The organism is Parageobacillus thermoglucosidasius (genome assembly GCF_001295365.1).
Taxonomy (GTDB): Bacteria; Bacillota; Bacilli; order Bacillales; family Anoxybacillaceae; genus Parageobacillus; species Parageobacillus thermoglucosidasius.
Genome location: NZ_CP012712.1, coordinates 843,217 through 867,297 on the forward strand (window position 1 = coordinate 843,217; position 24,081 = coordinate 867,297).

General features: G+C 39.1%; 19 protein-coding genes and 1 pseudogene. 13 read left to right on the forward strand and 7 right to left on the reverse strand.

Annotation, left to right across the window (positions count from 1 at the left end; genetic code table 11):
- Window positions 1-45 precede the first annotated feature (45 nt).
- Together AOT13_RS04170 and AOT13_RS04175 are read left to right on the forward strand one after the other, a co-directional pair.
- A complete protein-coding gene (locus AOT13_RS04170) occupies window positions 46-2,718 on the forward strand; it encodes a glycoside hydrolase family 38 N-terminal domain-containing protein (RefSeq protein ID WP_042384195.1) in 2,673 nt (890 codons plus the stop codon).
- The gene (locus tag AOT13_RS04175; protein ID WP_042384192.1) at window positions 2,705-4,405 is read left to right on the forward strand and encodes a sugar phosphorylase; all 1,701 of its coding nucleotides are present in this window, start codon (window positions 2,705-2,707) and stop codon (window positions 4,403-4,405) included. Before AOT13_RS04170 ends, AOT13_RS04175 begins: the two co-directional genes overlap by 14 nt.
- Before the next feature lie 494 nt (window positions 4,406-4,899).
- On the opposite strand, the gene AOT13_RS04185 is transcribed toward AOT13_RS04175, so the two are convergent.
- Window positions 4,900-6,042, reverse strand: a complete 1,143-nt coding sequence (locus tag AOT13_RS04185; RefSeq protein WP_232511562.1) for an IS630 family transposase — start codon at window positions 6,040-6,042, stop codon at window positions 4,900-4,902.
- Between the two features lie 327 nt (window positions 6,043-6,369).
- Between AOT13_RS04185 and AOT13_RS04190 the strand changes: the two genes are divergently transcribed.
- Window positions 6,370-7,122, forward strand: a complete 753-nt coding sequence (locus AOT13_RS04190; protein ID WP_042385769.1) for a hypothetical protein — start codon at window positions 6,370-6,372, stop codon at window positions 7,120-7,122.
- Entirely contained in the window at window positions 7,119-8,333 is a 1,215-nt protein-coding gene (locus AOT13_RS04195) for a glycosyltransferase family 2 protein (RefSeq protein WP_042385762.1), read from the forward strand. The genes AOT13_RS04190 and AOT13_RS04195 overlap by 4 nt, the downstream gene beginning before the upstream one ends.
- 67 nt (window positions 8,334-8,400) lie before the next feature.
- On the opposite strand, the gene AOT13_RS20010 is transcribed toward AOT13_RS04195, so the two are convergent.
- Window positions 8,401-8,655, reverse strand: a complete 255-nt coding sequence (locus AOT13_RS20010; RefSeq protein WP_125010693.1) for a hypothetical protein — start codon at window positions 8,653-8,655, stop codon at window positions 8,401-8,403.
- 299 nt (window positions 8,656-8,954) lie between these two features.
- Between AOT13_RS20010 and AOT13_RS04205 the strand changes: the two genes are divergently transcribed.
- A complete protein-coding gene (locus tag AOT13_RS04205) occupies window positions 8,955-10,304 on the forward strand; it encodes a UDP-glucose dehydrogenase family protein (protein WP_042385759.1) in 1,350 nt (449 codons plus the stop codon).
- A 436-nt stretch (window positions 10,305-10,740) separates the two neighbouring features.
- The gene (locus AOT13_RS04215) at window positions 10,741-11,562 is read left to right on the forward strand and encodes an undecaprenyl-diphosphate phosphatase (protein WP_042385755.1); all 822 of its coding nucleotides are present in this window, start codon (window positions 10,741-10,743) and stop codon (window positions 11,560-11,562) included.
- Between the two features lie 41 nt (window positions 11,563-11,603).
- Here AOT13_RS04215 and AOT13_RS04220 read toward each other — a convergent pair whose 3' ends face one another.
- From AOT13_RS04220 to AOT13_RS20350, 4 genes are all read right to left on the reverse strand, one after another.
- A complete protein-coding gene (locus tag AOT13_RS04220; protein ID WP_072000128.1) occupies window positions 11,604-12,203 on the reverse strand; it encodes a response regulator transcription factor in 600 nt (199 codons plus the stop codon).
- Window positions 12,124-14,133 carry a sensor histidine kinase gene (locus tag AOT13_RS04225; protein ID WP_232511563.1) on the reverse strand — a complete coding sequence of 670 codons (2,010 nt, stop codon included), beginning with the start codon at window positions 14,131-14,133 and terminating at the stop codon, window positions 12,124-12,126. Before AOT13_RS04225 ends, AOT13_RS04220 begins: the two co-directional genes overlap by 80 nt.
- A gap of 130 nt (window positions 14,134-14,263) precedes the next feature.
- Window positions 14,264-15,214, reverse strand: coding sequence for a polyprenyl synthetase family protein (locus tag AOT13_RS04230; protein WP_042385751.1), 951 nt, complete (start codon window positions 15,212-15,214; stop codon window positions 14,264-14,266).
- Window positions 15,215-15,220: 6 nt separating this feature from the next.
- A complete protein-coding gene (locus AOT13_RS20350; protein WP_167542258.1) occupies window positions 15,221-15,385 on the reverse strand; it encodes a hypothetical protein in 165 nt (54 codons plus the stop codon).
- 184 nt (window positions 15,386-15,569) lie between these two features.
- Between AOT13_RS20350 and AOT13_RS04235 the strand changes: the two genes are divergently transcribed.
- From AOT13_RS04235 to AOT13_RS04260, 6 genes are all read left to right on the forward strand, one after another.
- Complete coding sequence (locus tag AOT13_RS04235; RefSeq protein ID WP_013401802.1) at window positions 15,570-16,118, forward strand: hypothetical protein; 549 nt, start codon at window positions 15,570-15,572, stop codon at window positions 16,116-16,118.
- Between the two features lie 235 nt (window positions 16,119-16,353).
- On the forward strand, window positions 16,354-17,292 hold the full coding sequence (locus AOT13_RS04240; RefSeq protein ID WP_042385749.1) for a hypothetical protein: 939 nt from the start codon (window positions 16,354-16,356) through the stop codon (window positions 17,290-17,292).
- Between the two features lie 44 nt (window positions 17,293-17,336).
- On the forward strand, window positions 17,337-17,942 hold the full coding sequence (locus AOT13_RS04245) for an ABC transporter ATP-binding protein (protein ID WP_230457066.1): 606 nt from the start codon (window positions 17,337-17,339) through the stop codon (window positions 17,940-17,942).
- Entirely contained in the window at window positions 17,935-19,170 is a 1,236-nt protein-coding gene (locus tag AOT13_RS04250; protein WP_003253483.1) for a hypothetical protein, read from the forward strand. The genes AOT13_RS04245 and AOT13_RS04250 overlap by 8 nt, the downstream gene beginning before the upstream one ends.
- A gap of 235 nt (window positions 19,171-19,405) precedes the next feature.
- A complete protein-coding gene (locus tag AOT13_RS20780; protein WP_035502542.1) occupies window positions 19,406-19,606 on the forward strand; it encodes a hypothetical protein in 201 nt (66 codons plus the stop codon).
- A 570-nt stretch (window positions 19,607-20,176) separates the two neighbouring features.
- Entirely contained in the window at window positions 20,177-20,899 is a 723-nt protein-coding gene (locus AOT13_RS04260; RefSeq protein ID WP_013877627.1) for a hypothetical protein, read from the forward strand.
- A 278-nt stretch (window positions 20,900-21,177) separates the two neighbouring features.
- Here AOT13_RS04260 and AOT13_RS19875 read toward each other — a convergent pair.
- A pseudogene (locus AOT13_RS19875) lies at window positions 21,178-22,300 on the reverse strand (IS3 family transposase); the annotation flags it as partial.
- A 116-nt stretch (window positions 22,301-22,416) separates the two neighbouring features.
- On the opposite strand from AOT13_RS19875, the gene AOT13_RS04275 reads away from it, so the two are divergent.
- Window positions 22,417-24,072 carry a hypothetical protein gene (locus AOT13_RS04275; protein WP_042385746.1) on the forward strand — a complete coding sequence of 552 codons (1,656 nt, stop codon included), beginning with the start codon at window positions 22,417-22,419 and terminating at the stop codon, window positions 24,070-24,072.
- Window positions 24,073-24,081: the final 9 nt, after the last annotated feature.

The following is a 24,081-nucleotide window of genomic DNA, read 5'->3' on the forward strand; positions in this document are numbered from 1 at the left end:
CCTCCTGTTTTGTTTACTTCATTACATCAAGGGGGTACTTAACTCGTGAAGAAAAAACGCGTCTATGTTGTGCCTCATTCTCATTGGGATCGGGAATGGTATTTTTCTATTGAAGATTCGGACATTCTTCTTTCGGAAAATCTTGATCATCTGTTAAACGTTCTAGAACGGGATGAATCGTATACGGCGTATGTGTTTGACGGTCAATCCTCGATCGTCGAGGAATATATAAAAGTTCGTCCGGAAAATAAAGAACGGCTCCAAAAGCTCATTAAAATGAAGCGTCTCTTTGTTGGCCCTTGGTATACGCAAACCGATTCGCTCCTTGTGCACAAAGAATCGATCATCCGCAATTTGCTTTACGGAACGAAGATTGCGAAAGAAATGGGCCATAGTATGGAAATTGGATATTTACCAGATATTTTCGGGCAAAACGCTTATTTGCCATCCATTTTCCGCGGTTTTGGCCTGCAGTTTAGCATTTTGCAGCGGGGGATTTATACGGACAAGTTGCACGGAGATGTGAATTTTATTTGGAAGTCTCCTGACGGCCAATCGGTAAAGGCGAATCATATTTATCTTGGGTACGGCCCTGGCAAATTTTTGTCTTCTGACCGTGAATATGTGCAAAAACAGTTATTGCCGATGATTGAAAAATTAGAGGAAATGAATAGGCATTGCGATCATCTTCTATTGCCAGCAGGCGGTGACCAAGTGCTTGTCCGTGAGCATTTTCCGGAAACGGTGGCGGAGTTGAATGACATCGATCCAGAGCGGGAGTATGTTTTGTCCGATTATGAAACGTTTATGAAAGAAACATGGGCGGATGAATCGTTTCATAACGTTATTGAAGGAGAATTGCTCGCCACGCAGCAATCGCGTATTCATCATACGATTCGTTCGCAACGATATGATATAAAGCAGATGAACGCCATCGTCGAGCATAAACTGCTGCACGTGCTCGAGCCGCTTGCAGTCATCGGCCAAACGTTAGGGTTAAACTACCCGAAAGCTTGGCTTGATCAAATGTGGAAACAATTATTTGATGTGCACGCCCATGACAGCATCGGGGGATGCAACTCGGATGAGACGAATGAAGCGATTCTTTTCCGTTTGAAAAAGATTAATCGTATGGCAGACGGCTTAATGAATGTCGTGAAAAAGCAAATCGCACGCGCCATTAGCAACAAGCTTGAAAAAGAAAACATATACGTTTTCTTCCATACACAGCCGCGAACGTTTTCCGGTGTAGTGAAAGGAGTTATTTTTACCAAAAGCCCGAATTTCCAAATCATGACGACAGACGGAAAACCAGTTCAAGCAGAAATGACCGCGCAGCGGCATTTGTCGGGAGGGAAAAAGATTGTTGTTACGGCTGAAGGGGAAAAAGAAGTCGCGCTTCCTGGATATTATCGGACGGAAATCCAGCTTCATGTAGAAAACGCCCCGCCACTCGGATATTGTACGTATGAAATTATCGAAGGACAGACCGGTTTAGAAAAACGTGTACGCGTGGAAGAGGAATGGATTGAAAATGACTGTTTTACTGTGTCGTATGAACAAGGGATGTTGACGTTAACCGATAAACGGTCTGGTGAAACGATTCGGCACTTTTTCCGGTTGGAAAATACGGGCGATGCGGGAGATTCGTACGATTATTCGCCGTTGGAAGGGGATGAACCGATTTATTTGGAGAAGGCCGAGCTCCTTTCGGTAGAAAAAGGTTGTTTGACGGAAACAATGGTCGTCCAACATACCGTTAAAGCTCCTGCGAACCTTACGGAGCGAAAAACTAACATGAAATCAAGTGAACTAACGGTAATGACTACGCTCGAGCTGCGTAAAGGGGAAGCGTTTGTGCGAGTCCGCCATGAGGTGGAAAACAAGATGGAAGACCATCGTCTTCGCGTGTTGTTAAAAACGCCGGTGGCTAATCCGAGAACATCGTTTGCCGACCAAGGATTCAGCTTAGTCGAACGTTCGGTCGACAATCCGTATTTAGCAAATTGGAGGGAGCGAAACTTCGCTGAAGCACCAGTACCGATTTATCCGTTGGAGAACGTGGCAGGAGTGCATGATGATCATTTCGTATTTGCCGTGATTACAAAAGGGATAAAAGAGTATGAAGTGTTAAGCGGAACGAAAGAATTCGCCTTAACGCTATTTCGCAGTGTCGGATTGTTAGGAAGAGATGATTTGTTATGGCGGCCAGGCCGGGCTTCGGGAATCAATAACCAAGTCGTTTATACGCCAGATGCGCAGTTGAAAAAGAAACTTGATTTTGAATATGCGATTTACGTGGCGAAGGAAAAACGGGACCCGAAACGAATTTTTGCGCTCATCGACGCTTACCGCGGCCATTTTGCGTCCTATCAGCTGCAAACGTTGAACACGTTGGAAGAGCGGCTTGACCGCTTTGAAATTCCGTATCCGATCGAGCGAGCGCCAGAACAATTTTCATTATTGGAAATCGATAACAATGCTATCTTTATGAGTGTTTGTAAACAGGCGTATGATGATTCATCGGTTGTTGTGCGCGTCTTTAATCCGACATCGGAGCCGCAAACATTTACAGTAAAAAGCCCGTACGTCCTATCCATTGTGAAGACGAATTTAGCGGAAGAAGAGATATGCGAAGTGGCTGAAAGCTGCCGCATAGATGCGAAAGGATATATTACATTGAAGTTAAAGGTGATGAGAGACAATGAAAAAATGTGATGTAATGGCACAAGTAGAACAAAAGTTGAAAGAAATATATGGACAGGAATACAAAGAGGAATATGCAGTGGCATTCCGCTCTTTCATCGAGCGTTGGGAAGCAAAACAATGGCGAAAAAACGAGCCGCTGTCAGAGAAGAATGTTTATTTAATCACGTATGGTGACAGCATTTTTGAAAAAGGGAAACCAGCGTTAGAGACACTGCATCGATTTTTGAAGGAGCAAGTAGGCGACATCATTACAGATGTCCACTTGCTTCCGATGTTTCCATATACATCCGATGACGGTTTTTCAGTGACAGATTATCGGAAAATTCATCCGAAACTTGGCGGTTGGGAACAAATTGAAGCGATGGCGGCGGATTATCGTCTCATGTTTGACTTTGTCGCTAATCATATTTCGAAATCGAGCGAATGGTTTCAGCGGTATTTAGCGGACGATCCAAAATATGAGCATTATTTTATTCCGAAAGATCCGTCTTTTGATACAAGCAACGTCATTCGTCCGCGCACGACACCGTTGTTCCATGAGTATCAAGGGATTCATCGGGTGAAAACGGCTTGGACAACATTTAGCGAAGATCAAATAGATTTGAATTTCCGGCATTTCCCTGTGCTATTAGAAATGACCGATATTTTGCTTGAGTATGCGCATAGACACGGCACGAGCATCCGGTTAGATGCGATCGGCTTCATTTGGAAGGAATCTGGTACAAGCTGCATGCACTTGCCGCAAACGCATGCAATTATTCAGTTATGGCGCCTTCTTCTCGACTATTTTCAGCCGAACACGAATATCATTACAGAAACGAACGTGCCGCATGATGAAAATATTCGTTATTTTGGTAATGGGATGAACGAGGCGCATATGGTTTACCAATTTTCTTTGCCGCCGCTCGTGTTATATACGTTTACGGTCCATCATTCTCGCAAGTTGACAGAGTGGGCGAAAACGATTGATAAAGTTTCCGACAGCGCTACGTATTTTAACTTTTTAGCGAGCCACGACGGAATCGGCATGCGTCCGACAGAAGGGATTTTGACGGAAGAAGAGAAACAACTGCTTGTGGACAAAGTATTACAAAACGGTGGGAAAGTGTCCTATAAAACGAACACGGATGGCAGCCAATCGGTGTATGAGCTGAATATTAATTATTTTGATGCGCTTATTAACAAAGGTGTCGATGTGACCGAGCAGCAGCAAGTTCAAAAAATGCTTGCAGCTCATGCGATTTTGTTATCGGTCATTGGTGTTCCGGCGATTTATTATCACTCTTTACTCGGTTCGCGCAATGATTATAAAGGGCTGGAACAATCGGGAATTCCGCGCCGGATAAATCGCGAAAAACTGGAGTACAGCCAAATTGTTCGTGAACTACAAACGAATTCTCGGCGCTGCGCGATTTTCCGTGGATTGAAACGAATGATCGCCATCCGCCGCACACAATCGGCATTTTCCCCGTACGCCCCGCAGCAAGTGATCGAACTAGGCGATCACGTATTTGCCGTAAAAAGAACGAACGAACAGACTGGCGACTCGATATATTTTGTTGTCAACGTGACACCAGCCGAAATTGCTGTCGATTTAGGAGTAAGCGGGGAAGATTTATGGACGGGAGAAAAAATAAACAGATCGTTCCGGTTGCTTCCGTATCAGTTTGTGTGGGTGAAGGAGAAATTGTCTTAAAGGCAAATAAGTATAAAAGCAGCCAAGCAAGGGAGCTAGGGTTTAAATGGCCCTGGCTCCTTTTCTTTTAGCGGTGGTCGTTTGTGGATACTATTTCGAATGGTTTCAAGACGATGGCAAATGGAAATGGGAGAAACAGAAAGACTTGCACGGAAAGGACTTTTCGCACGTTTTATGGAAAGATAAACATTCGAACTCTTTCAGCAGCTTAATGAGCATGCTCTGATACAAGTAAGACGTTAAGACAAAAAGCAAGTTTCGAAAAAATGATATATTTATTATGGCTGGGGACAGCTTCATCTCATTGATATGTTTTGTAAACAAAAGGATTAACTCCATATTGTTTTTGTCAGAGTTTGCTATGTCTAGAAGTGAACGGCTCTTTTTTTGTTTGTTAGAATCGAAAGATGCCATTGCAGTATCGTATAATAACGAAACAGCGTTTGTTATTTCCCCAATACTTGCGTAATCGTTGTTAATGAAAGAAAGGGACATTATAGTTTAATAACACCATGCATATGCGAGAAATAACATAAATACATCCAATATTTATATAAATGTAACTTAACATTTCGACTTCTCAAGCAAGCACACCCTAAGCGCTGTAGAACTTCTTCGCAGTGATTGTCAATGTACTCTAAAAAACTGTTCACTGACTGCTCAATGGCATGAAGATCTTTGTGAAATCGGTTGGCAATGACAGACTCTTTCAACCATTTCCAAAGACGCTCAATCGGATTTAAATGAGGGGAATAGGGTGGTAAAAAGAAAAACATGATTGGCTCTTCGTGTTTACGCAAAAATTTTTGCACTTGTTTCGCATGATGAATCCGGGCATTATCTAAGACCAAAAGAACGTATTTCCCCTGATACGTTTGTAAAATGCGCTGGACAACTTCAAGAAAGGAACCCGTGTTACAAGCGGATGCCTGTTGCACGACGACCTTTCCATCGAGGACATTTACCGCACCAAATAACGTGACACTGGCATGGTGCCCATAGGTAGGGATTTGCTTTTGTTTTCCTACTTCAGCCCACGTGGCTCTCAATGCTTGATAGGAACGAATATGTGTTTCGTCCGCATACAACACAACCATATCGCCGGTCATCAGTTTTTTTATCATCTCCATCTCTTGCACAAATGCCCGTTGCTTCTGTTCGTCTCCTTTCGCCAAGGTATAGGTGGGACGAGTGTAGGAGAGTCCAAGGCGGTGAAGCATTTTATTCACCCCTACCCTTGTCATGGAAATCCCGTATTGATTTTGAAGGTAGGATGGAATGATACGAGTATCCCAAGAAGTAGCCATCCCCAATCCTTGTTCGAAAGGAGTGCTGTGTAAAATCATGTGTTTTAACTTCTTCTGTTGTTCTTCTGTCAGATACGGAGACTTCCCGGGAGGAGTTTTTTTATCGAGTAACTTCTCCAATCCACCTTCATTAAATAACTGGACGTAGGTAGACACGGATTGACGATGGAGGTTCAACATCTCTGCCACTTCTTTCCCGAGATAGCCTTCCATGATCAATCGGACGGCGGTCACTCGTTGACGCAAAGAAGCATCTTTGATTTTTCGTTCTTCTTTTCGTAATTTCCGAGCTGTGAATCCATGGTCATCTGTGATTTTCAATCGTTTCATCGGTTATGCTCTGCTCCTTTTCCGTTCGGTTTCTTAGGAGCAGTATCAACCAAATGAACCAATATTATACGGAGGTTGAATTTCTAAGTTACATTTATATAGATTCGTGTCCTTGTTGTAAGGAACATCATAGACAGAATATTTTTATAAAAAGTTAACATTTATTCCAGATAATGATAAAAGAATGATGACGATAGCTATAGTAAAATAACAATGTAGGAAATGGATGATGGAACAAAAGTAATCCTAAAGGACATTCTGCTTTTGGTGACTTTCTATATTATTTAGCAGGAGTTGCGGAATGATCATATGAAAATGGGAGGAACGATGAGACAAAAATTTAGTTGGCTTTATATCGGCATCTGTTTGCTTTTTCCGGTTAGTATAAACTATATATTTCCAAAAGATCAAGTCCTTGCAGTGGTGATTCAGTATGTGTTGGCCATTTTCTTTTTTGCTGTTTTGTCCCGCAGGCAGGGATTTGTTTTGCTTATTGCTTATATTTTAGCCACAGCGCTGGCTGAACTAATCACGGCATTAATCAGCGGATGGGACGCGGACATTCAGCTGCGGGCTATCTTTCATCATATCGTTATGATGTTTCATATGGTCATGATGTATGTATGTCTGTATTGGCTGAAGGGATTGGAAGAGGAAAATCATCATCTCAAAGAACAAGTGGCTGTATTTATGAAGTACGTTGGTTCTTCAAAAGTATTGACGAGGCAAGAGTTTGAAGAGAGAAGGGCTCTTGTCAATAAGGCAATGGAACGGCGCGGAGAGAAGGGATATGAAATTTACTTTTCGTTGGAATCTTTTCCTGTTTCTGTTTGCAATGCTTTGCTTGATCAATTGACCGCTTTGGCAGTTCAGACATTCCGCGAAAGATATGATTTGGTGGGAAAATGGGATGATATGACGTTTGTCGTTTTATTGCAAAATACGGATGAAAAAGGAATGAGGATTGCAATGGATCGCTATTTTTTGAAAGTGAGAGAGACGATCCGTATTCAAGAAGAAGAGATTGTGAAAGAAATCAAAGAAATTGGTTCCATAACGGAGGGGGGAGTTTCTTCATGAACATCTTGTTTATCGTTATTTCCTCCGTGTTTTCGATTGTTCTGTTGTACTATTCCGTTTTGACGGTATTTGGCCTGTATTATCGCTTGAAACGAAAGAAACGAATAATGTTGGACCGCTACCCAAGTGTAGATGTGTTGATTCCGGCCCATAATGAAGGAAAAGTCATCGGGAAAACGTTAGAAGCAATGGTGAAATTACAATATCCTGGAGAGTTGCACATCTATGTTTTAAATGACAATTCAGAAGATGATACGGGAATGATCGCCGACGCGTTTGCGGAAAGATTTAAGCATGTTCATCACATTCGTGTTCCGCAAGGATTTCCAAAAGGAAAGTCGAGAGTGTTAAATTATGGGCTGGAAATCTCCGGTTCCGAATATTTTGCCGTGTATGATGCAGATAATCAGCCGGAACCCCAGGCGCTAACCTTGCTTGTAGAGGCAGCCGAGACTACGGTTGGAGCAGCGGGGGCGGTTGGTTATGTCAGAACGGTAAATGAGCAAAAAAATTGGCTAACTCGTATGATATCGCTAGAATTTCAAGTGTTTCAGCTATTAATGCAAGCGGGGAGATGGTTTTTATTCCGGACGGGGTCATTGACAGGAACCAATATGTTGGTGAAGCGTTCGGTGATCGAAGAAGTGGGAAATTACGATGTATACGCATTGGCGGAAGACGCTGAATTGACACTGCGAATTACAAGGGCAGGGGGATTGCTTCCGATTGTTCCGGAATCGGTGACGTGGGAACAGGAGCCGGAGAAACTGGATGTTCTTATCCGGCAGCGAACACGATGGCTGCAAGGAAATCTTTATGTGATTGAAAAAATGCTTTCTTCCTTTGATTATTATAAAGGAAGGATGCTTGTCCACACGCTTCAGCAGCTGCTTGTATATGTCCTATTTTTAATGTTTCTGATGGTTTCGGATTGCTTATTTATTGCAGGTATTTTTGGATATGTGAGCTTAACCATTCCGCTGCCAATGTTGATGATATGGTATGTTTCTTATTTAATCTACACAGTGCAGCTGTTTAGCGCCCAGGCTGCGGAAAGAACGTTTTCGCCGCTAAATTTATTCATTGGCTTTATTCTTTATTTTACGTATGCGCAATTATTTATTTTGTTATTTTTCCGAAGCCTGTTTTATTATTTAAAAGCGAAGCGACGGAATACGGTAATATCGTGGGAAAAGACCATTCGATTTTAATAGAAAAGAAAATCGCTCTTCCTTAAAAAATTACAGAAGGATACTTTGATTGAAAATAGATTTCATGTTAAAACAGTTGTTCAGCCATTTCAAGCCGAAAGTGGATGATGATTGCGGATGCGGTCGCATTGCCGGTGTACAATAAAAATAAGGTGCTTGCAGAAGAAACGAAAGATGGTAAAACGAGTTGCGACTTGTGTTTGCCGACCGCGGCGGGCAAATTAACGCGGAAATTCAGGTTGTTCACTAGCATGATTTGCCTATTCGTATTGCTGTTTTTTGTGTTGCCTCTCAGGGCAAGCGTATTCCGGATTTCCTCCAATCATTATGTGCTCCTCAATTGCCCTTTATTTCTTTATGTGGCAGACCGCTTTTATAACATGCTTCATTTACGTGAAGATGAGGAAATACTTCCTTTGGGGCGCTCACATATGTGATGGATCTGCACTGACATATACGATGAAAAATGCAAAAGAGGTTCATTATCAGTTATAATAACTTCATAATTGAGAATATCTTAGGGAAATGCGAATGTTTGTTATGGATTGCCATATACTAGATTTCTCCTGATATCATCGTGTTTGCGGAGCGGAGTTAACGATCAAAAGGTGTGATAAAGTTATGGATATTGCTGTAGCTGGTGCGGGATATGTTGGACTAGTCACAGCGGCGTGCCTGGCGGAAAAAGGGCATAAAGTCGCGTGCGTGGATGTTGATGCTGGAAAAGTGGCGTTGCTTCAAAGCGGAAAATCGCCGATCTATGAGCCTGGATTGGAGGAATTGCTGAAGAAAAACCGCGAGCGGCTGTTGTTTACGACTGATGGCGCGGCGGCGTACCGATGGGCCGATGTGATTATCATCGCTGTCGGCACTCCGGAAGAGCCGGATGGATCTGTGAATTTGCGGTATGTGCGGGAAGCGGCAAAGCAGATCGCAGAGGCGGCGGAAAAAGATTGCGTGGTGGCGGTGAAATCGACTGTTCCTGTTGGCACAGGGGATCAAGTGGAACGTTGGATAGAGGAGAATCGGAAAAATCCGGTTCACATTGAAGTTGTTGCGAATCCCGAGTTTTTATCACAAGGGACGGCGGTCAAAGATATGCTGTACGCGTCGAGAATTGTATTAGGAGTGGAATCGCCGCAGGCGGAGAAGGTGATGAAAGAGGTGTATGATCCGTTTGCTCTTCCTTATGTCGTGACAGACCGGAAAAGCGCAGAAATGGTGAAATACGCAGCCAACGTTTTTCTTGCCTTAAAAATATCCTATATTAATGAAATCGCGAATGTATGCGAAATGGTTGGCGCCAATATCGAAGACGTCACAGCAGGAATGGGAATGGATCCGCGGATTGGGAGCCAGTTTTTGCGCGCTGGCATTGGTTATGGCGGCTCGTGTTTCCCGAAAGACACCAAAGCATTGCATTGGCTTGCGGCCGGTTGCGATTATGAATTGAAAACGGTGCAAGCGGCGATGGAAGTAAATGAAAAGCAAAAAGTCAAATTAATCGAAAAGGCAAGAACGTACGTGAACCATTTCTGCGGATTGGAAGTGGCGGTGCTGGGCCTTACGTTTAAGCCGGGAACGGATGATATAAGAGAAGCGCCTTCCCTTGCCAATATCGCGGTACTTCTCGAAGAAGGAGCGAATGTCCGGGTATGGGATCCTGCCGGGATGGAAAACGCAAAGCGCGTATTCCAAAAGGAAGTTGTGTATTGTTCGACGATCGCCGAAGCGATAACAAACGCGGATATTTGTTTTATTTTCACGGAATGGCAAGAAATCCGGCAATTTGACATCCGGCAATATGCTGCTTTGATGAAAACGCCGCTTGTCTTAGATGGGCGGAATTGTTACAGTCTGGACAGCGCGCGCGAGGCGGGGATCATTTATGAGTCGGTTGGACGCGAACGGGTGTGCCCGGCGGAGGTCCGCCGCCGTCTGCTTGAAAACGTGGATGTGCGGAATGGCTAACCAACGCAGGGAAATGCCTGTCTTTTTTTGGCGGCGGAAGCCGGGCAATTGTAACATATATTTTTTGAAAAAAGTTGCAATGAAACTGTTGAATTCCATATACAATAAAGCCGCCAGCGGGCAAAATCGGACAATCCATCTCGATGGAAAACTCCACGCATGGATCAGCGCAAGCTTTAAGTTTTGATACATTGATGGACGTGGCTGCCGGAAAACATCCCACTTTTGGCTGTGTTCTTATGCGAAGAAATTAGTGTACAAATTTACTATTTTCAGCTTTCTCTTTCGCCATGGTCTCGGCTCATCGCCAAAAAAACGCCATTGCCATTTCTGAAAAATAGGGTCGACGATAAAAAGGATTTCTCGTATTCTTATAAAGGCGGCATTGATTTTTGCAGAGAAAAGACGATATTGTGAAGGGAAAGGAATGCTCGCAATGGATATTATCATGATCTTGAAAGCAATCATTTTAGGAATGGTCGAAGGATTAACGGAATTTGCCCCTGTGTCTTCCACGGGCCATATGATTATCGTCGATGATATGTGGCTGAAATCGCAGGAGTTTTTAGGAAAATACGCGGCAAACACGTTTAAAGTCGTCATCCAGCTCGGCTCGATTTTGGCGGTCGTTGTTGTGTTTAAAGAACGCTTTATCGACTTGCTTGGGCTGCGCGGACGCCATCGCGATGGGCAGCCGCGCCTGAAACTAATGCAAGTGATTGTCGGACTTATTCCGGCAGGCGTATTAGGGGTGTTATTTGAGGATTATATTGATGAGCACTTATTTTCGACTGCAACCGTGCTGATAGGATTAGTGCTTGGGGCGTTATTAATGATCGCTGCTGATATATTTGCCAAAAAAGCGCCGAAAGCGCAAACGGTCGACCAAATAACATATAAGCAGGCGTTTATTGTTGGTCTTGTTCAATGTTTGTCGTTATGGCCAGGATTCTCCCGTTCCGGTTCGACGATTTCCGGCGGGGTGCTGGTAGGAATGAGCCACCGGGCGGCCGCCGATTTTACGTTCATTATGGCCGTCCCGATTATGTTGGGAGCGAGTGTGCTGTCTTTACTGAAAAACTGGCAGTATTTTACGATGGACGCTTTGCCGTTTTTCATCGCTGGCTTTATAAGCGCGTTTGTGTTCGCGCTTGTTTCGATTCGCTTTTTCTTAAGGCTTATTAACCAAATCCGCCTCGTGCCGTTTGCCGTTTATCGTATCGTCTTGGCGCTTGTTATTTACATCGTGTATTTCTAGATGAGCTGTTTGCCCGATGGACGCATTCCATCGGGCTGTTTTTATTCCAATATTCCTAGTTTCATCGCTTTGACAACCGCTCCGACCCGTGAGTCGACATCCAGTTTTCGCAGAATGGAAGATACATGATGCTCGACCGTTCTTTTGCTGATGTTTAACAGCTCGCTAATTTCTGCGTTTGTCCGATCCTCGGAAATGAATTGGAGAATTTTTAATTCTACTTTTGTGAGAAGGGGATGATAATTGGATAATCGGTCAGCTGGAAAAGATTTGATTCCTAAGTGACTTTGCCTAATCGCATTGGCCAATTCAAAGGCGGAATTTTCTTTTGTCACAAACGCATAAGCTCCAGCTTCATAAGCAGCGTGAATGTATTCGTCATAGTCATACCCTGATAAGATAACGACTTTACATGTTGGATATGTTTCCGTGATTTTCTTCGTCCATTCAATCCCGTTATCGTTTTTCATTCTTATATCCATGACAATGACATCCGGGGTGTGCTTGATGATTTCCTCCTCTAAGCGGGCGGGATGACAAATCGTATTTACAACCTCTAAATCAGCTTCTTTTTCTAACAATTGTTGAATCCCGAGCATCACTAATAAATGATCGTCTACTAGTAATACTTTGATTTTCATTTGTTCCATCCCCATCTATTGGCAGAGTTATCGAAATGCAAGTCCCGTTCCCCGGTTCAGATTGTATGTCAAGTGTGCCTTTTAACTGATGGACTCGTTTTTGAATCGTAATCAATCCTAAATGATTGTGTTGCGATAACTCTGATAAACGATTCGGCACCTTAAATCCAATACCATGATCTTTTACTTTTATGTTTAGGAAATGATTCATTTCTATAACAGAAACGAAAACCTCTTTTGACGAAGAATGCTTGATGGCGTTGTAAACCAATTCTTTGATCATTCGAAACACTTGAATAGAGAGGGAAGCGGGAATGACTCTCAGATTCGTATTATAATCAATCTCAATGGTAACATTATGGTTCGTTTGACATTTTCTTTTTAGTAAATAGAGACTTTTTTCCAATCCCAAATCTTCTACTATAACCGGATATAGCTCATGGCACATTTCCCTTATTTCAAAAATACTGTTACGGAGCGACTCTTTGATGTCTTCGAAAACTCCGTTATCCATTTTTTTATTTTTGCTTAGCAATTCAAGTTTATTAAAAAGCAGGATTAAATTTTGCAACACCTCATCATGGAGAAAAACAGATAATTTCTTTTTTTCCTCTTCTTGTTCATTAAGCAACAGCAAATGAAATTGTTCATAAGTCTTGGTTTCTTCCATTGTTTCCTTTAACTGTTTTTCGATTTGCTGTAATGTTTTAGCGCTAGTGAATAATTCTGTGGCATTGATTTGAATCTTTTCGATTAATTGTTCTTCTTCTTTTTCCATGATAGTCGCATTATTTTTCTCTCCGACGATGATCCATCCCATATTGGTAGTACCAACGTTCATGGGATAAGCAAAAACGTTTCTCCCATTTATATTAAATTTCATAGAATCGTAGCTCTCATCCACATAAGTCAGTAGCTCCGTATTATCAAAATGAAGAAAAACTCCTGTTTTATGCAAAATCATAGGGATGTTATCGTTGTTCCATATCATGCATACTCCGCTGACATCGATCGTTTTGTGTATTAAATCAGCAATGAGCTTTGCGCAATATTCCAAATGCTTCCCGTTCAGTAATTGCTGAAGGATGAGCAATTTTTCTTTTTGTATTTCTTGATTCTTAAGATCCCATTTTTTCATTTTTAAAGGCTCCAACCCTTTGTGGATCAGGTCGTAAACAACGAAGGTGCATACGAGTAAGGTGTTTATTAAAATTGCTGACTTTAAGTGGATATTGTAAAACATAGACAATAATAGGTTAAATACAACTAAACTCAAAATAATAACCGATAATTGGAAACTAATTTTTCGAAAGATTTCTCGAAAATCAACGATTTCTTGCTTTGTTAATAGATATGACAGTGTCATAGGAAAGACGATGATGCTGCTAAGACTATAATGAAAAGGAACGCCCGAAAAAGAAAAAAATACATCTGGAATTAAGCTAAAAATGACAACAGGAGCAAACGATAGAATCAGACCAGCGATTAAAAGATACATTTGATTTTTTATTTTATCGGAATTGGATTGAAGATGTAAATAAAAAATAACAATACAAGATAGTAACGATAGAACCATGTTCACGACAATGCATGGTCGAACGATCTTGCTGACGATGGCATGGCGGTGAATGCCTATGAAGAAATAAATGAGCGTTGCGAAAATGGCAATCAATAATGTGATCATCCGTACTTGATGAAAAAATGTCGGTTTTGTTGATGAAGGGAAATGCTCAAAAAATTTCATAAGAATATAGGGAGCAAAAGAGACAGCAATTACTTCCAATTCTTTTGCCGGTTTTATATCCCAGCTAGAAGGCGTTGACAAAGCAATAGCCAGTCCGCTTATAAACATTAACACTAAAAAATGTTGAACAACGATCGAGTTCGGTTTTTGCAGATAGCTATAGATGCCAATAAACAAAAACGCCATTCCAATGAACATCGTGAAATAATGCTGGAACGAAAAGTGCTCATTGTACATTTTCAATAGAGTATAACAAATAATAAGGACAAAAATGAGTGGCATGATAAAGGGAGAAACTTTTTTGTTCATATTATCCCTAGCTTTCAAGATAACTTTTTAACAGATTCACTTGAACTTGTTTTTCCGGAAAATGGGCAGCAAGCTGGTCCACTGCTTTATTCATATAGACTTTGGAAAGAATGAAGCAGTAATCGATTGCCCCGGTTTTACGTATATAGTTCTTAATCTCCTGCTTTAATAGGGAGTTGTGATCATTTGCTTTTAGTTGATGAAGTTTCTTTAGCAGCCATCCATTATCTTTTTCGAAGCTATATTCAACAGCTTTAATGAAAGGAAGAGTGGCCTTTTGGTTTATTAAATCACTCTTATCATCAGAAAGAATATCTTTTGCGTCATTTTTCAGTTGGCCAGCGATGCCGATGTCAGTTGCAATGGGTCCCCATATGTTTTGGTTATAGATATCGCTGAGTTCACAAACTAGTTTTACTAAGGACGAAGACTTTTGTTGGATGAGATGAAAATACTCTTCTTCTGTCGGAACATGTTCAGAAATGACAAAATGCAAGTCTCTCCATTGTCCATTACAAGCGTTTTGTAACTCATGGATGATAATAGCAAACTTTTCATACACATCTGTCTTAGAGTTGTGAAGAATGAGTCGAAACGCTTCCATCATAATCGCATTGGCAATGGTGACCGTTTCGCCTATAGATAACTGGCTGATTATCTCATCACTTTGATCATGATCGGAAATCTCATCAAAAATGTCTGTCGCTAAAATAAGAAGCTCAATGGCCGCAGCGTGAGCGATAACAGATTGTGTGCACGTATCCTCATCAAAACGGAATGAGGATACGTACGTATAAAATTCTCCCCATGAAAAATAGGTTTCATCATGATTAAATATTTTTCCTTTGCGGTGCAGCATATGGAAAATATATTGAATGATCTCTTGTTCTAACATGCAATTAGTGGACAAGTGATTTTGCAAAAAAGTCTTTATTTCGTTTCTTCCGATAATATTCATTCAACCTTACACCCACGGATTTCCTTTTGCCTTCAATCCATCTTGCAGATACTTCACTAATGCTGAGAAGACTTCTGGGCTTAAATTCTCCCTTGCTAACGCAAGTTCTGTTGTTCCGATGGAATCTTTCTGTAGTAGTGTCTGAAGAACATTCCATAAGTTTTGGTTCATAATATCTACCTCCAACCAATATTTCTATCAAAATTTTACACTATATTACAACTTTTGTCATGGTTTTCTAAAAAATAGGTATTTTCCGCAATCAAATTTGCGGAAAATACGGATGTTTTTTCAAGTTTATTTTGATATAGTGGGGGTGAAGCCGGCTGTCATTTTAAAATTAAGGGGGGTATTTATGTTTTTTCTGAGAATTGGTTCAGGATGGTTGAAAGGCTTGTTTGTTGTGCTTCTTATTTCTGTTTTAAGTTTTTCTCTGTCTATTTCGAATTCAAAGGTGTTTGCTGTTTCTCAAGCAAAAGATTATACAATTCCTGGCGGGCAAGGGACATTAACTTCTAATGTTTGGCGATCAACTTCAGCAACGTATTCAGGGAATACTATACAATGGGACTGGCAAGTTTCAGCAGTTTATAGTGGTAATGTCACTGTAGAAATGATTAAGACTGAGTGGTACAGTACTGCATCTTTAAGAAATTCCGCTTCTATTACCATGGGGGTTTCTGGAGATGGTGCTAGTGCTGGTGCTTCATCATCATGGCAAACTGTCCAAACAAAAGTAAAATATTGGACAAATACCAACGGAGCAAAAAGTTCTTCTTGGCGTTCAAACATTGTTATAGCCCCTGAGAAGGATTATAGAAGTGGCACTATTGCAACAATCAATACAGCATATGTAAAACTAAAAGGAGATCCTAGAACCTATTACATCTCTGCTGGGGTTTAATAAAAAAGTTTAGGTACAAGCGCTACACTTTGCTATGAGAATAGTAAATTAGAATAAGGTCAGAAATATTACGGGCCGGCGAGTCGGTGTGATCGGAGAGATAATTAGACTGCTGCCGGCTCATAATTATATATCTAGAGCATGTTGTAGCCGTTAGTTCTAATAGCATGCAATCTGATGATTGTATTAAGCACGCTTGATATAATCAAAGATTATCTGCTCGTGAGGTGAATGAATGAAAAGAGTAGTTATGCTCATAATGGGCATAGTATTTTATTTTGTTTCTGGCTGTAGTATCGTAAATGAAAATAATAATTCAGAAAACAATAGTTCGTCTTTGTCGGGGCAGGGCGTAACCTTGCCCAAGTGTCAATCGAAAGACAGCTGCATGATTCTATATAACAGGTTTACTCAAAAGTTATTGGCATACAATCTGGCAACGAAAACGATAGAGCAACAAACGAATAGACCAAATTACGTTGTATACGAGTTTAATACAAAAAGCAACTACTACACTGCAGGGGATAGTCACGCTAAAGACTTTTCAATTTTGCGTATTCATCAAAATCAAATAAAAGAAATCTATCGTCTAGAGGATCAGCAAGCCATTTTCCCTTTGGCTACGGATGGAAAAAGATTCTTTTTTATCATGCTATACTGCGACAAAAATGGTGCAGAAATAAAGCGCTCTATTGTTCGTTTGGATGCAGGAGAACATCAGTTGATCGATTATCCTAATGCAAAAGGGCTGATATCTTATGGGGTCATCATACATAATCAGCTTTATTACACTGCTTATGATAAACCTACAGACTCCTATTCATTGTACGTGCTAGACTTGTCTGATCGAAACAATATGCCGCAATTACTCGAAACTGGCCTAGAAGCCGGTGAGTTGTATTGTCTCAATGATCAGCTGTATCGAACGGATAAAGAAAAAATATATCATGGTAACAATGTTTTTACTAAAAAAATCCTGAATTATTTCGATCAAGACAGTCAAATGTTAATCCAAATTTACCCTAATCGTGATGCGACTTTGATACTGGACGTGATCGACACGCAAACGAAGAAACACATAGGGTCTGCGACGGATGTGATCGATTTTTCGATTGAGAAAAATGAGATCATCGTTTACGGCCAAAGGGATATCAAACGAATTACGATTCAATGAGCATAAAATAGGGTGTACAGCGGAGCAAAGGAGTGCCTATGATCATGCTGAAGCTTACAAATGTGACGAAAAACTTTAACGGGAAAAAGGTCTTGAATCATGTCCATTTTGAATTCAAAGACGGAAATATATATGTTATTCGCGGTGAAAGCGGTTCAGGAAAAACAACATTATTGAACATCATAGCCGGATATATTCATGCAGATGAAGGTGAGGTAGAGAGGGCGGGGGATTTAAAAATCGAATACCTCTTTCAAGATGATATGTTGTTTTCCAATTTAACTGTTCAAGAGAACTTGTATATCAAATATGCTGTACTTCATCCTGATGCTGCCGGATTCGAAAAAACAGCGCATGATGTCTTAAGGAGTTTTCACATCATTGATTTAATAGATCGAAAGGTTTCCATGCTGTCAGGTGGAGAAAAACGGCGTGTTCAATTGGCCAATGTGTTTATGTCGAATCCAGATATTGTACTCATGGACGAACCGACGTCGAAGCTAGACGCTAAGAACAGGAAGAGCATTTTGGATGCAATTACTCATGCTTTTAGGAATAAACTGATTATTATTGTGAGCCATGAGAATGATCAGATGCCGAGTAATAGCATTCATTTAAAATTAGTGAACGGGAGTTTGCAATATGAATAAAAAAATAGCAAGGCAGATTTCCAAGCTCATTTTAAAGAAATCCAGCTCATATTTAAAAATATCGATTGGATTGTTTATCTTGTCGCTCGTTTTAATTTCAACAGCATCGGTTTTTTTCATTAATCAATATTTACAAGTGGATAAAGACTTTATTCGGAACGACAATACACATATGATCGAGATCACTAGCAAAAGAGAAGGGAACACGCAGATACAGTTTTTAACGTTTCAAGATGAAGACAAGGTCAAAGAGGCAATCTCAAAACATCTGCCAAATGTGAAATTTCAATTATACAAACTATATCAACTCAGTTTTGGGGTTCAAGATGAGAATGGCAATACATACTTTATATATGGTTTAGACGAAGGGGCTGCCCGTTTGCTTGGAAATTGCCATTTGGAAGTAAATACGACATGTGCAAGGAAAACAATCAAACAAAGATCAGTTCTGAAAATTCCAGTGATCGACGTTCAAGAGGGGGGATTCAGCAGCCAGCAGAATGTCGATTTTCCTGTGGCCAATCAAGGCGGCGTCTTTGAAAGGAATCCATTTACATTATATGAAGGCGATGAGGTAATCTCAGATACAGGCATTTTATATGTTGGTAGTCATACATTTGAAAAAATGATTGAAATCGCATTTCACGTGCGCTGGGATGAATTCGTGAAAAAATATGATCAGGACAATCCGTTCGGCATTCAAGTGCTCAAAAATATGTATATTTATGTCGATAAGATTACGGATGTCGAAGCGGCAGCCAGATTATTGAACGATCTTGGTTATAACACAAGATACACTTTTAAAGCGTTTGATAATTTCACTGGATCTATGAAAAATACGGCGATCCTTGCTTCTTTATTGGCTCTGGTTATTCTTTTGATCACTGCTACACATGTTATCCTCTCTTTCAACTCATATCTCAAAGTCCAACAAAGAGATATGGGGATTTTGAAACAGTATGGGTATAGTAATGAGAGCGTTCAAGAAATATATTCATATAATATCAACCATATCTTTTTTAAGGTTATTGCAGTTATCATTTCGTATACAATATTGGTAGGATTGCTGTTGGTTCCGCTTCACTCTATTGGTTATCTAATTTTTCTTGTCATTTTTTTGTTACTCATTCTGCTTCTTATCAATCGCGTCATCGTCCATATTATCCTTAAAAAATATACAAGCAAAGGAATCATCGAACTTTTGAAAATGAACAAAGAATTTGAATAAATTACCGAACTTATAATTTTTATGTTTGGTATGATCCGATTATTGGCAGTGACGATAAAGCGGGATATGGCACTGCTTCTTAACCAATCGAAGTATGCTTTTATTACTATGAATGATAATTTATGAGTTAACTACTCAGTTTATTGCTATAAATTTGCCTATATTCTGTTTACCCCTTACCGTTGTTCTCCAAATGAAGACAGGAGTGATGTAGGGATGGGAGAAGAATGGGAACATGAACCGGGGACTAATTGCAGCGGTATACCAACAAGAACTGAGTTGGTTCAAGGGCTTTGCCAATAAATCTGGCAAAATCCATCGCCCAGCAACAAAAGCAAATGATTCAACAGCAAGAACGGATGATGAACCAACTTTAAGCCTACATGGAACAATTGGGAGCACGCACGAAAAAAACAGCACCAATGCTCATTTTTAGCTGACTGGCAATACCGATGTTCGTTGCAATGGATCCCCAATATGTTTTGATGATGAATCTCGCTTTGTTCGCAAACTAGTCTTACAAGGGACAAATAATACTCTATGACCAAATGCAAGTCTCTCCATTGTCCATTACAAGCGTTTTGCCACTCATGGGTGAAACATGCAGTTAGTGGACAAATGATTTTGCAAAAAGTCTTTATTTCGCTTCTTCCGACAATATTTATCTGATACCTGTTGATCTCCATCCATCTTGCAGAGACTCCACTAATGATGAGAAGACTTCTGGGTTTAACTTCTCCTTGCTAACGCAAGTTCCGTTGTTCAAATGGAATCTTTTTCTAGTAGTGTTTGAAGAACATTCCATAAGTTTTGGTTCATAATATCTACCGCCAACCAATATTTTCATCAAAATTTTACACTATATTACAATTTATGTCATTATTTTTTGAAAAAATAGGTATTTTCCGCAATCAAATTTGCGGAAAATACGGATGTTTTTTCTTGTTCATTTTGATACAGTAAGGGTGAAGTCGGCCGGCTTGATAAGATAATGAATGAGGAGGAAATGGTATTGAAAAAAATCTTATCTGGAGTTTTAGGCTTATCTCTATTATTAGGTGGAACAAACTTTGCCTTTGCTAAGGATGGAACGACTTCATTAGACTCTATTAAGAAAAAGTATACAAATGCTACTGTTGAAAAAGTAACTGAAGACATTATTACAATCTCAGGAGAAGATACAGAGAAGATTGTTGCTGAATTATTGGAAAAATATAAAGAAGAAGGTGAAAAAGAATTAATTTCTAATACCAGTAATAATGGAGGAATTACTACTCTTGGAGCTAGTATATGTACTAAGGAGTGTAGTGATGCTTTCCGTTATGATCAAAAAGATTCTAAAAATGTTTATGCTACTTCCATGTCACAGGTTCAGGGATACCATTGGAATAATGGAAAAGTACATTGGACAAGCGTGGCAGGATCGGGTATTGGTAAATGGACTGGATCTGGAACGGCACAATGGATTAAAATTGACCAAAAATTAGCTTATTCCGGTGTAGCTGTATCAATATCTTGGCCAGCAGGTTTTTCTGTTACTAGCGATTCAAAAGTAGCAACATATAATGGTGAAAAAAGATATGGTACTAATGTTCATGCTGTGACTTTTAATAATGGTAGTGCATCTAGCTGGATATCTCTTGGCAAAGCAACTTTAGATACCACAACTACTGTACGGAGCCCACAAGGATATGACTATCGTACAACAGCAGTAGCTACTATAGACTAATATCTATGATTAGTAAAAAGATCTTGTTCATATAGAACAAGGTCTGGATCTAGGTCAATATTTCGGACATAATTTAGTTAAAGGGAAATTTTGGTTATCGCACCAAAATAGTTGGTTGTATTTTGACGCTTGACATGGAGCATCTGTGGGCGTGGTATCTTGCGAAGGGCGAAAGGGAGGTCATATTTCGCAAGGCTAAATAGCCTACCACGCCCACCTCTCCATATAAAGCAGAGCGCTCGATAAAAATGTAGTGGTTCATGCTGCCCTTTGATTTGATCCTCTACTTCTTGAGGGGTCAAATAACTTAAACTTCCATGGATTCTTTGACGATTGTACCAGCCCTCAATATATTTAAAGATAATTGAGCAGAACGATAATCTAAGTATCGTACTTGCTAGATTTCTTCTTTTTTCAAAATAGCATGAAAGGATTCCATGCAGGTATTATCATATGGATAGCCTTTTTTGCTAAAGGAATGCTTCATTCCTTTTGATTGCTGATATTGTTGGAATTCCTCACTCGTATATTGGGAGCCTAAGTCTAATGAAGGATTAATCCTTCTTTTGGTTGTTGTGTTGAGTACGCATTATCAAAAGCTTTCATGACCAGCTCTGTCGTCATATTCCGTGAAAAGGAATAACCGATAATTTTTTTGGAATGGAGATCCATGACCGATGCCAAATAACACCACCCATCTTTGATGGTATGAATATAGGTGATGTCAGCTGCCCATTTTCATTAATGGTGGTTGTTGAAAAATCTTGATTTAATATATTTGGGTGATCAACGACTACGCCTTTACTACTGCAATGAGGACGTTATTTTTTTGTAATAATTGAACGGATCCCGGCTTTTTTCATCAAACGCTGTACTCTTTTTTCACTGACTACATAACTAGCTTTTTTAAGTGCCTCATGAATCTTCGGGGCTCCATAACGTTTAGAGCTTTTCAAATGAATTTCTTTAATTTTCTCGGTTAATTCTTTATTTTCACGAGCACGATTGGACTCCTGCTTATTTTTAGAATCATAATACGAACTTCTCAGGAATTCTAATGCATCACAAAGGGTTTTGACAGTATACTGGTCTTTTCATTCATCAATCACTTCGATTATTTCATGGGGATTTATCCTTTCGCGAATATGGCCATAGCTTTTTTTATATTTCATTTTCCTCCTGTAAACGCCGGAGTTGTTTTTGTAACTTCGCATAATCATCTGGAGTTAAAGTTGAGCCATCTTCTAAATGAACAGGAGAATATTTTTTAATCCATTTATAAATCGTTATATCTGAAGCGCCATGTTCGCTACTTAAATCCTTAACTGCACTTCCTGAGTGATAAAGTTCAACAACCATTTTTTTGAAATCTTCATTAAAATTTACCCATAGAGGACACATCCCTTCGTTTTTATTATAGCAGTTATAAAAAATTTTAACTAAGATGTGTCCATGAAACTATACTAACACCAGTCTTTTTATAAGTATATATATAAAGTATACAAGGAGAATAAATTATGAAGTTAATGTTCAAAAATATAAGTCTGATCTTTATTATAATAATCATTTTATTTGGCTGTATAAGTGAAACTACTAACCAAACAATTAAGAATAGAAACGAAACAGGAAATTTAGACTTACAAGACATAAGAACACAGTTTCTTATTTATGAAGGGAAACTGCGTATGTATGAAGGGGGATACAGCATTCCTTTTATTTACTATGGAGGGAATATTTACTCCACATATTATATTATGGAGTCATTGAAATTACTAGGTGTTAATAGCTTTACAAATAAAAGAAAAACAATAATAATGTTAGAAAATAACTTAGCAGATATTGAAGATAAAAATATTATGATGGACAATTTATATTATACAGTAAATATTTTGGAAAATTTAGGGGAGTTCAAAAATAAAAAAATAAATGCACTTTTAGAAAAAATGTTTGTCAAGCTTTACAGAGACGGATACTATTCTTTTGATACTTATGGGAATGAGAAACTGAAAGATTATTTAATATCTACATATATGGCTAGCCAGATTGAAGATTTTTTACAATTGGATAAAACAAAAATAAAAGAAGATTGGATAGCAAATATTAAACTGGATAATTCTTTAAGCAACGCCAGATTGATTTATTTCAAAAATATTCTTTTATTAAAGTTTAACCATAATCATCAGATTCCTGAATCAGATAAAAAAATAATGGTTAAATACGTTAATGAAACATTTTCTAAAACTAAATTGGATTTATTTGAATTGAATACATCACTAGAAATAATTGATTTGTTAAATTATTATAAATTAGACTACAATAAACCGCCAGATAAAATATTTTCTTTACTATATGCAAATCAAAATAATGATGGTGGATGGAATGCTGCACTAGAGGGACCTAGTGATGAGCAGGGAACTTATTTAGCTTTAAAATTCCTTGAACATTTTAATAAAGATGTAAGGAAAAGTAAAATTCTAAAGGAGATGTTAGAAGATCACCAAGGCATTGATGGAGGTTATTCAAAAATTATACAAAAAGAGTTCTCAATAGAGAGTACAAATATGGTTAAACAAATAAGTGACTACTATGGGTATAAAACTAAAAACGAAAAAGAAACTAAGGATTTATTGAAATTAATTATTAGGAAAATTAACTGGGATATCTTAGATGGTAAGACAATTGCACATATTATTGAAACTCTTAAAACATACAATATTAAAATACCTGAAGAAGCTATTGAGAGTATTCAAAATAAATATAAAGACTTAATCAAGAATAAAAATTATGAACATGCATTATATGTATCCTATGTTATGAAGCTTATTAACGTTGGAATACCTAAATTAAAGATTAATATACAGGATAATCTTAATAATCTTAATTTCAAAGATCATCTTTTTTTATTAGGAACCCTTAGTATATCTCAAAGAATCTCACAAAAAGACATTAAAATTTTTGGGAAAAAATTCCAAAAAGATATCAAAAACAATTTAAATGATCCTTATATTATGTGGATTCTTACTATTATTAGTCAAAACGGAAATTATGTAGATATAAATATTAATGATCACTTAAATAGAAGTATAGAGAGTATAAAAAACAATAAGGAGACATTTCATTTAAGAGATTTTTATTATGTTTTAAAGACATACCAACTTTTAAATAAAAGGTAAAAGACATCA

Bases quoted from the DNA above. Each gene is read 5' to 3' on its own strand.
- AOT13_RS04175 (WP_042384192.1), top strand. From the start codon at position 2,705: ATGAAAAAATGTGATGTAATGGCACAAGTAGAACAAAAGTTGAAAGAA.
- AOT13_RS04185 (WP_232511562.1), bottom strand. From the start codon at position 6,042: ATGAAACGATTGAAAATCACAGATGACCATGGATTCACAGCTCGGAAA.
- AOT13_RS04190 (WP_042385769.1), top strand. From the start codon at position 6,370: ATGAGACAAAAATTTAGTTGGCTTTATATCGGCATCTGTTTGCTTTTT.
- AOT13_RS04195 (WP_042385762.1), top strand. From the start codon at position 7,119: ATGAACATCTTGTTTATCGTTATTTCCTCCGTGTTTTCGATTGTTCTG.
- AOT13_RS04205 (WP_042385759.1), top strand. From the start codon at position 8,955: ATGGATATTGCTGTAGCTGGTGCGGGATATGTTGGACTAGTCACAGCG.
- AOT13_RS04215 (WP_042385755.1), top strand. From the start codon at position 10,741: ATGGATATTATCATGATCTTGAAAGCAATCATTTTAGGAATGGTCGAA.
- AOT13_RS04220 (WP_072000128.1), bottom strand. From the start codon at position 12,203: ATGAAAATCAAAGTATTACTAGTAGACGATCATTTATTAGTGATGCTC.
- AOT13_RS04225 (WP_232511563.1), bottom strand. From the start codon at position 14,133: ATGGCGTTTTTGTTTATTGGCATCTATAGCTATCTGCAAAAACCGAAC.
- AOT13_RS04230 (WP_042385751.1), bottom strand. From the start codon at position 15,214: ATGAATATTATCGGAAGAAACGAAATAAAGACTTTTTTGCAAAATCAC.
- AOT13_RS20350 (WP_167542258.1), bottom strand. From the start codon at position 15,385: ATGAACCAAAACTTATGGAATGTTCTTCAGACACTACTACAGAAAGAT.
- AOT13_RS04235 (WP_013401802.1), top strand. From the start codon at position 15,570: ATGTTTTTTCTGAGAATTGGTTCAGGATGGTTGAAAGGCTTGTTTGTT.
- AOT13_RS04240 (WP_042385749.1), top strand. From the start codon at position 16,354: ATGAAAAGAGTAGTTATGCTCATAATGGGCATAGTATTTTATTTTGTT.
- AOT13_RS04245 (WP_230457066.1), top strand. From the start codon at position 17,337: ATGCTGAAGCTTACAAATGTGACGAAAAACTTTAACGGGAAAAAGGTC.
- AOT13_RS04250 (WP_003253483.1), top strand. From the start codon at position 17,935: ATGAATAAAAAAATAGCAAGGCAGATTTCCAAGCTCATTTTAAAGAAA.
- AOT13_RS20780 (WP_035502542.1), top strand. From the start codon at position 19,406: ATGAACCGGGGACTAATTGCAGCGGTATACCAACAAGAACTGAGTTGG.
- AOT13_RS04260 (WP_013877627.1), top strand. From the start codon at position 20,177: ATGGTATTGAAAAAAATCTTATCTGGAGTTTTAGGCTTATCTCTATTA.
- AOT13_RS04275 (WP_042385746.1), top strand. From the start codon at position 22,417: ATGAAGTTAATGTTCAAAAATATAAGTCTGATCTTTATTATAATAATC.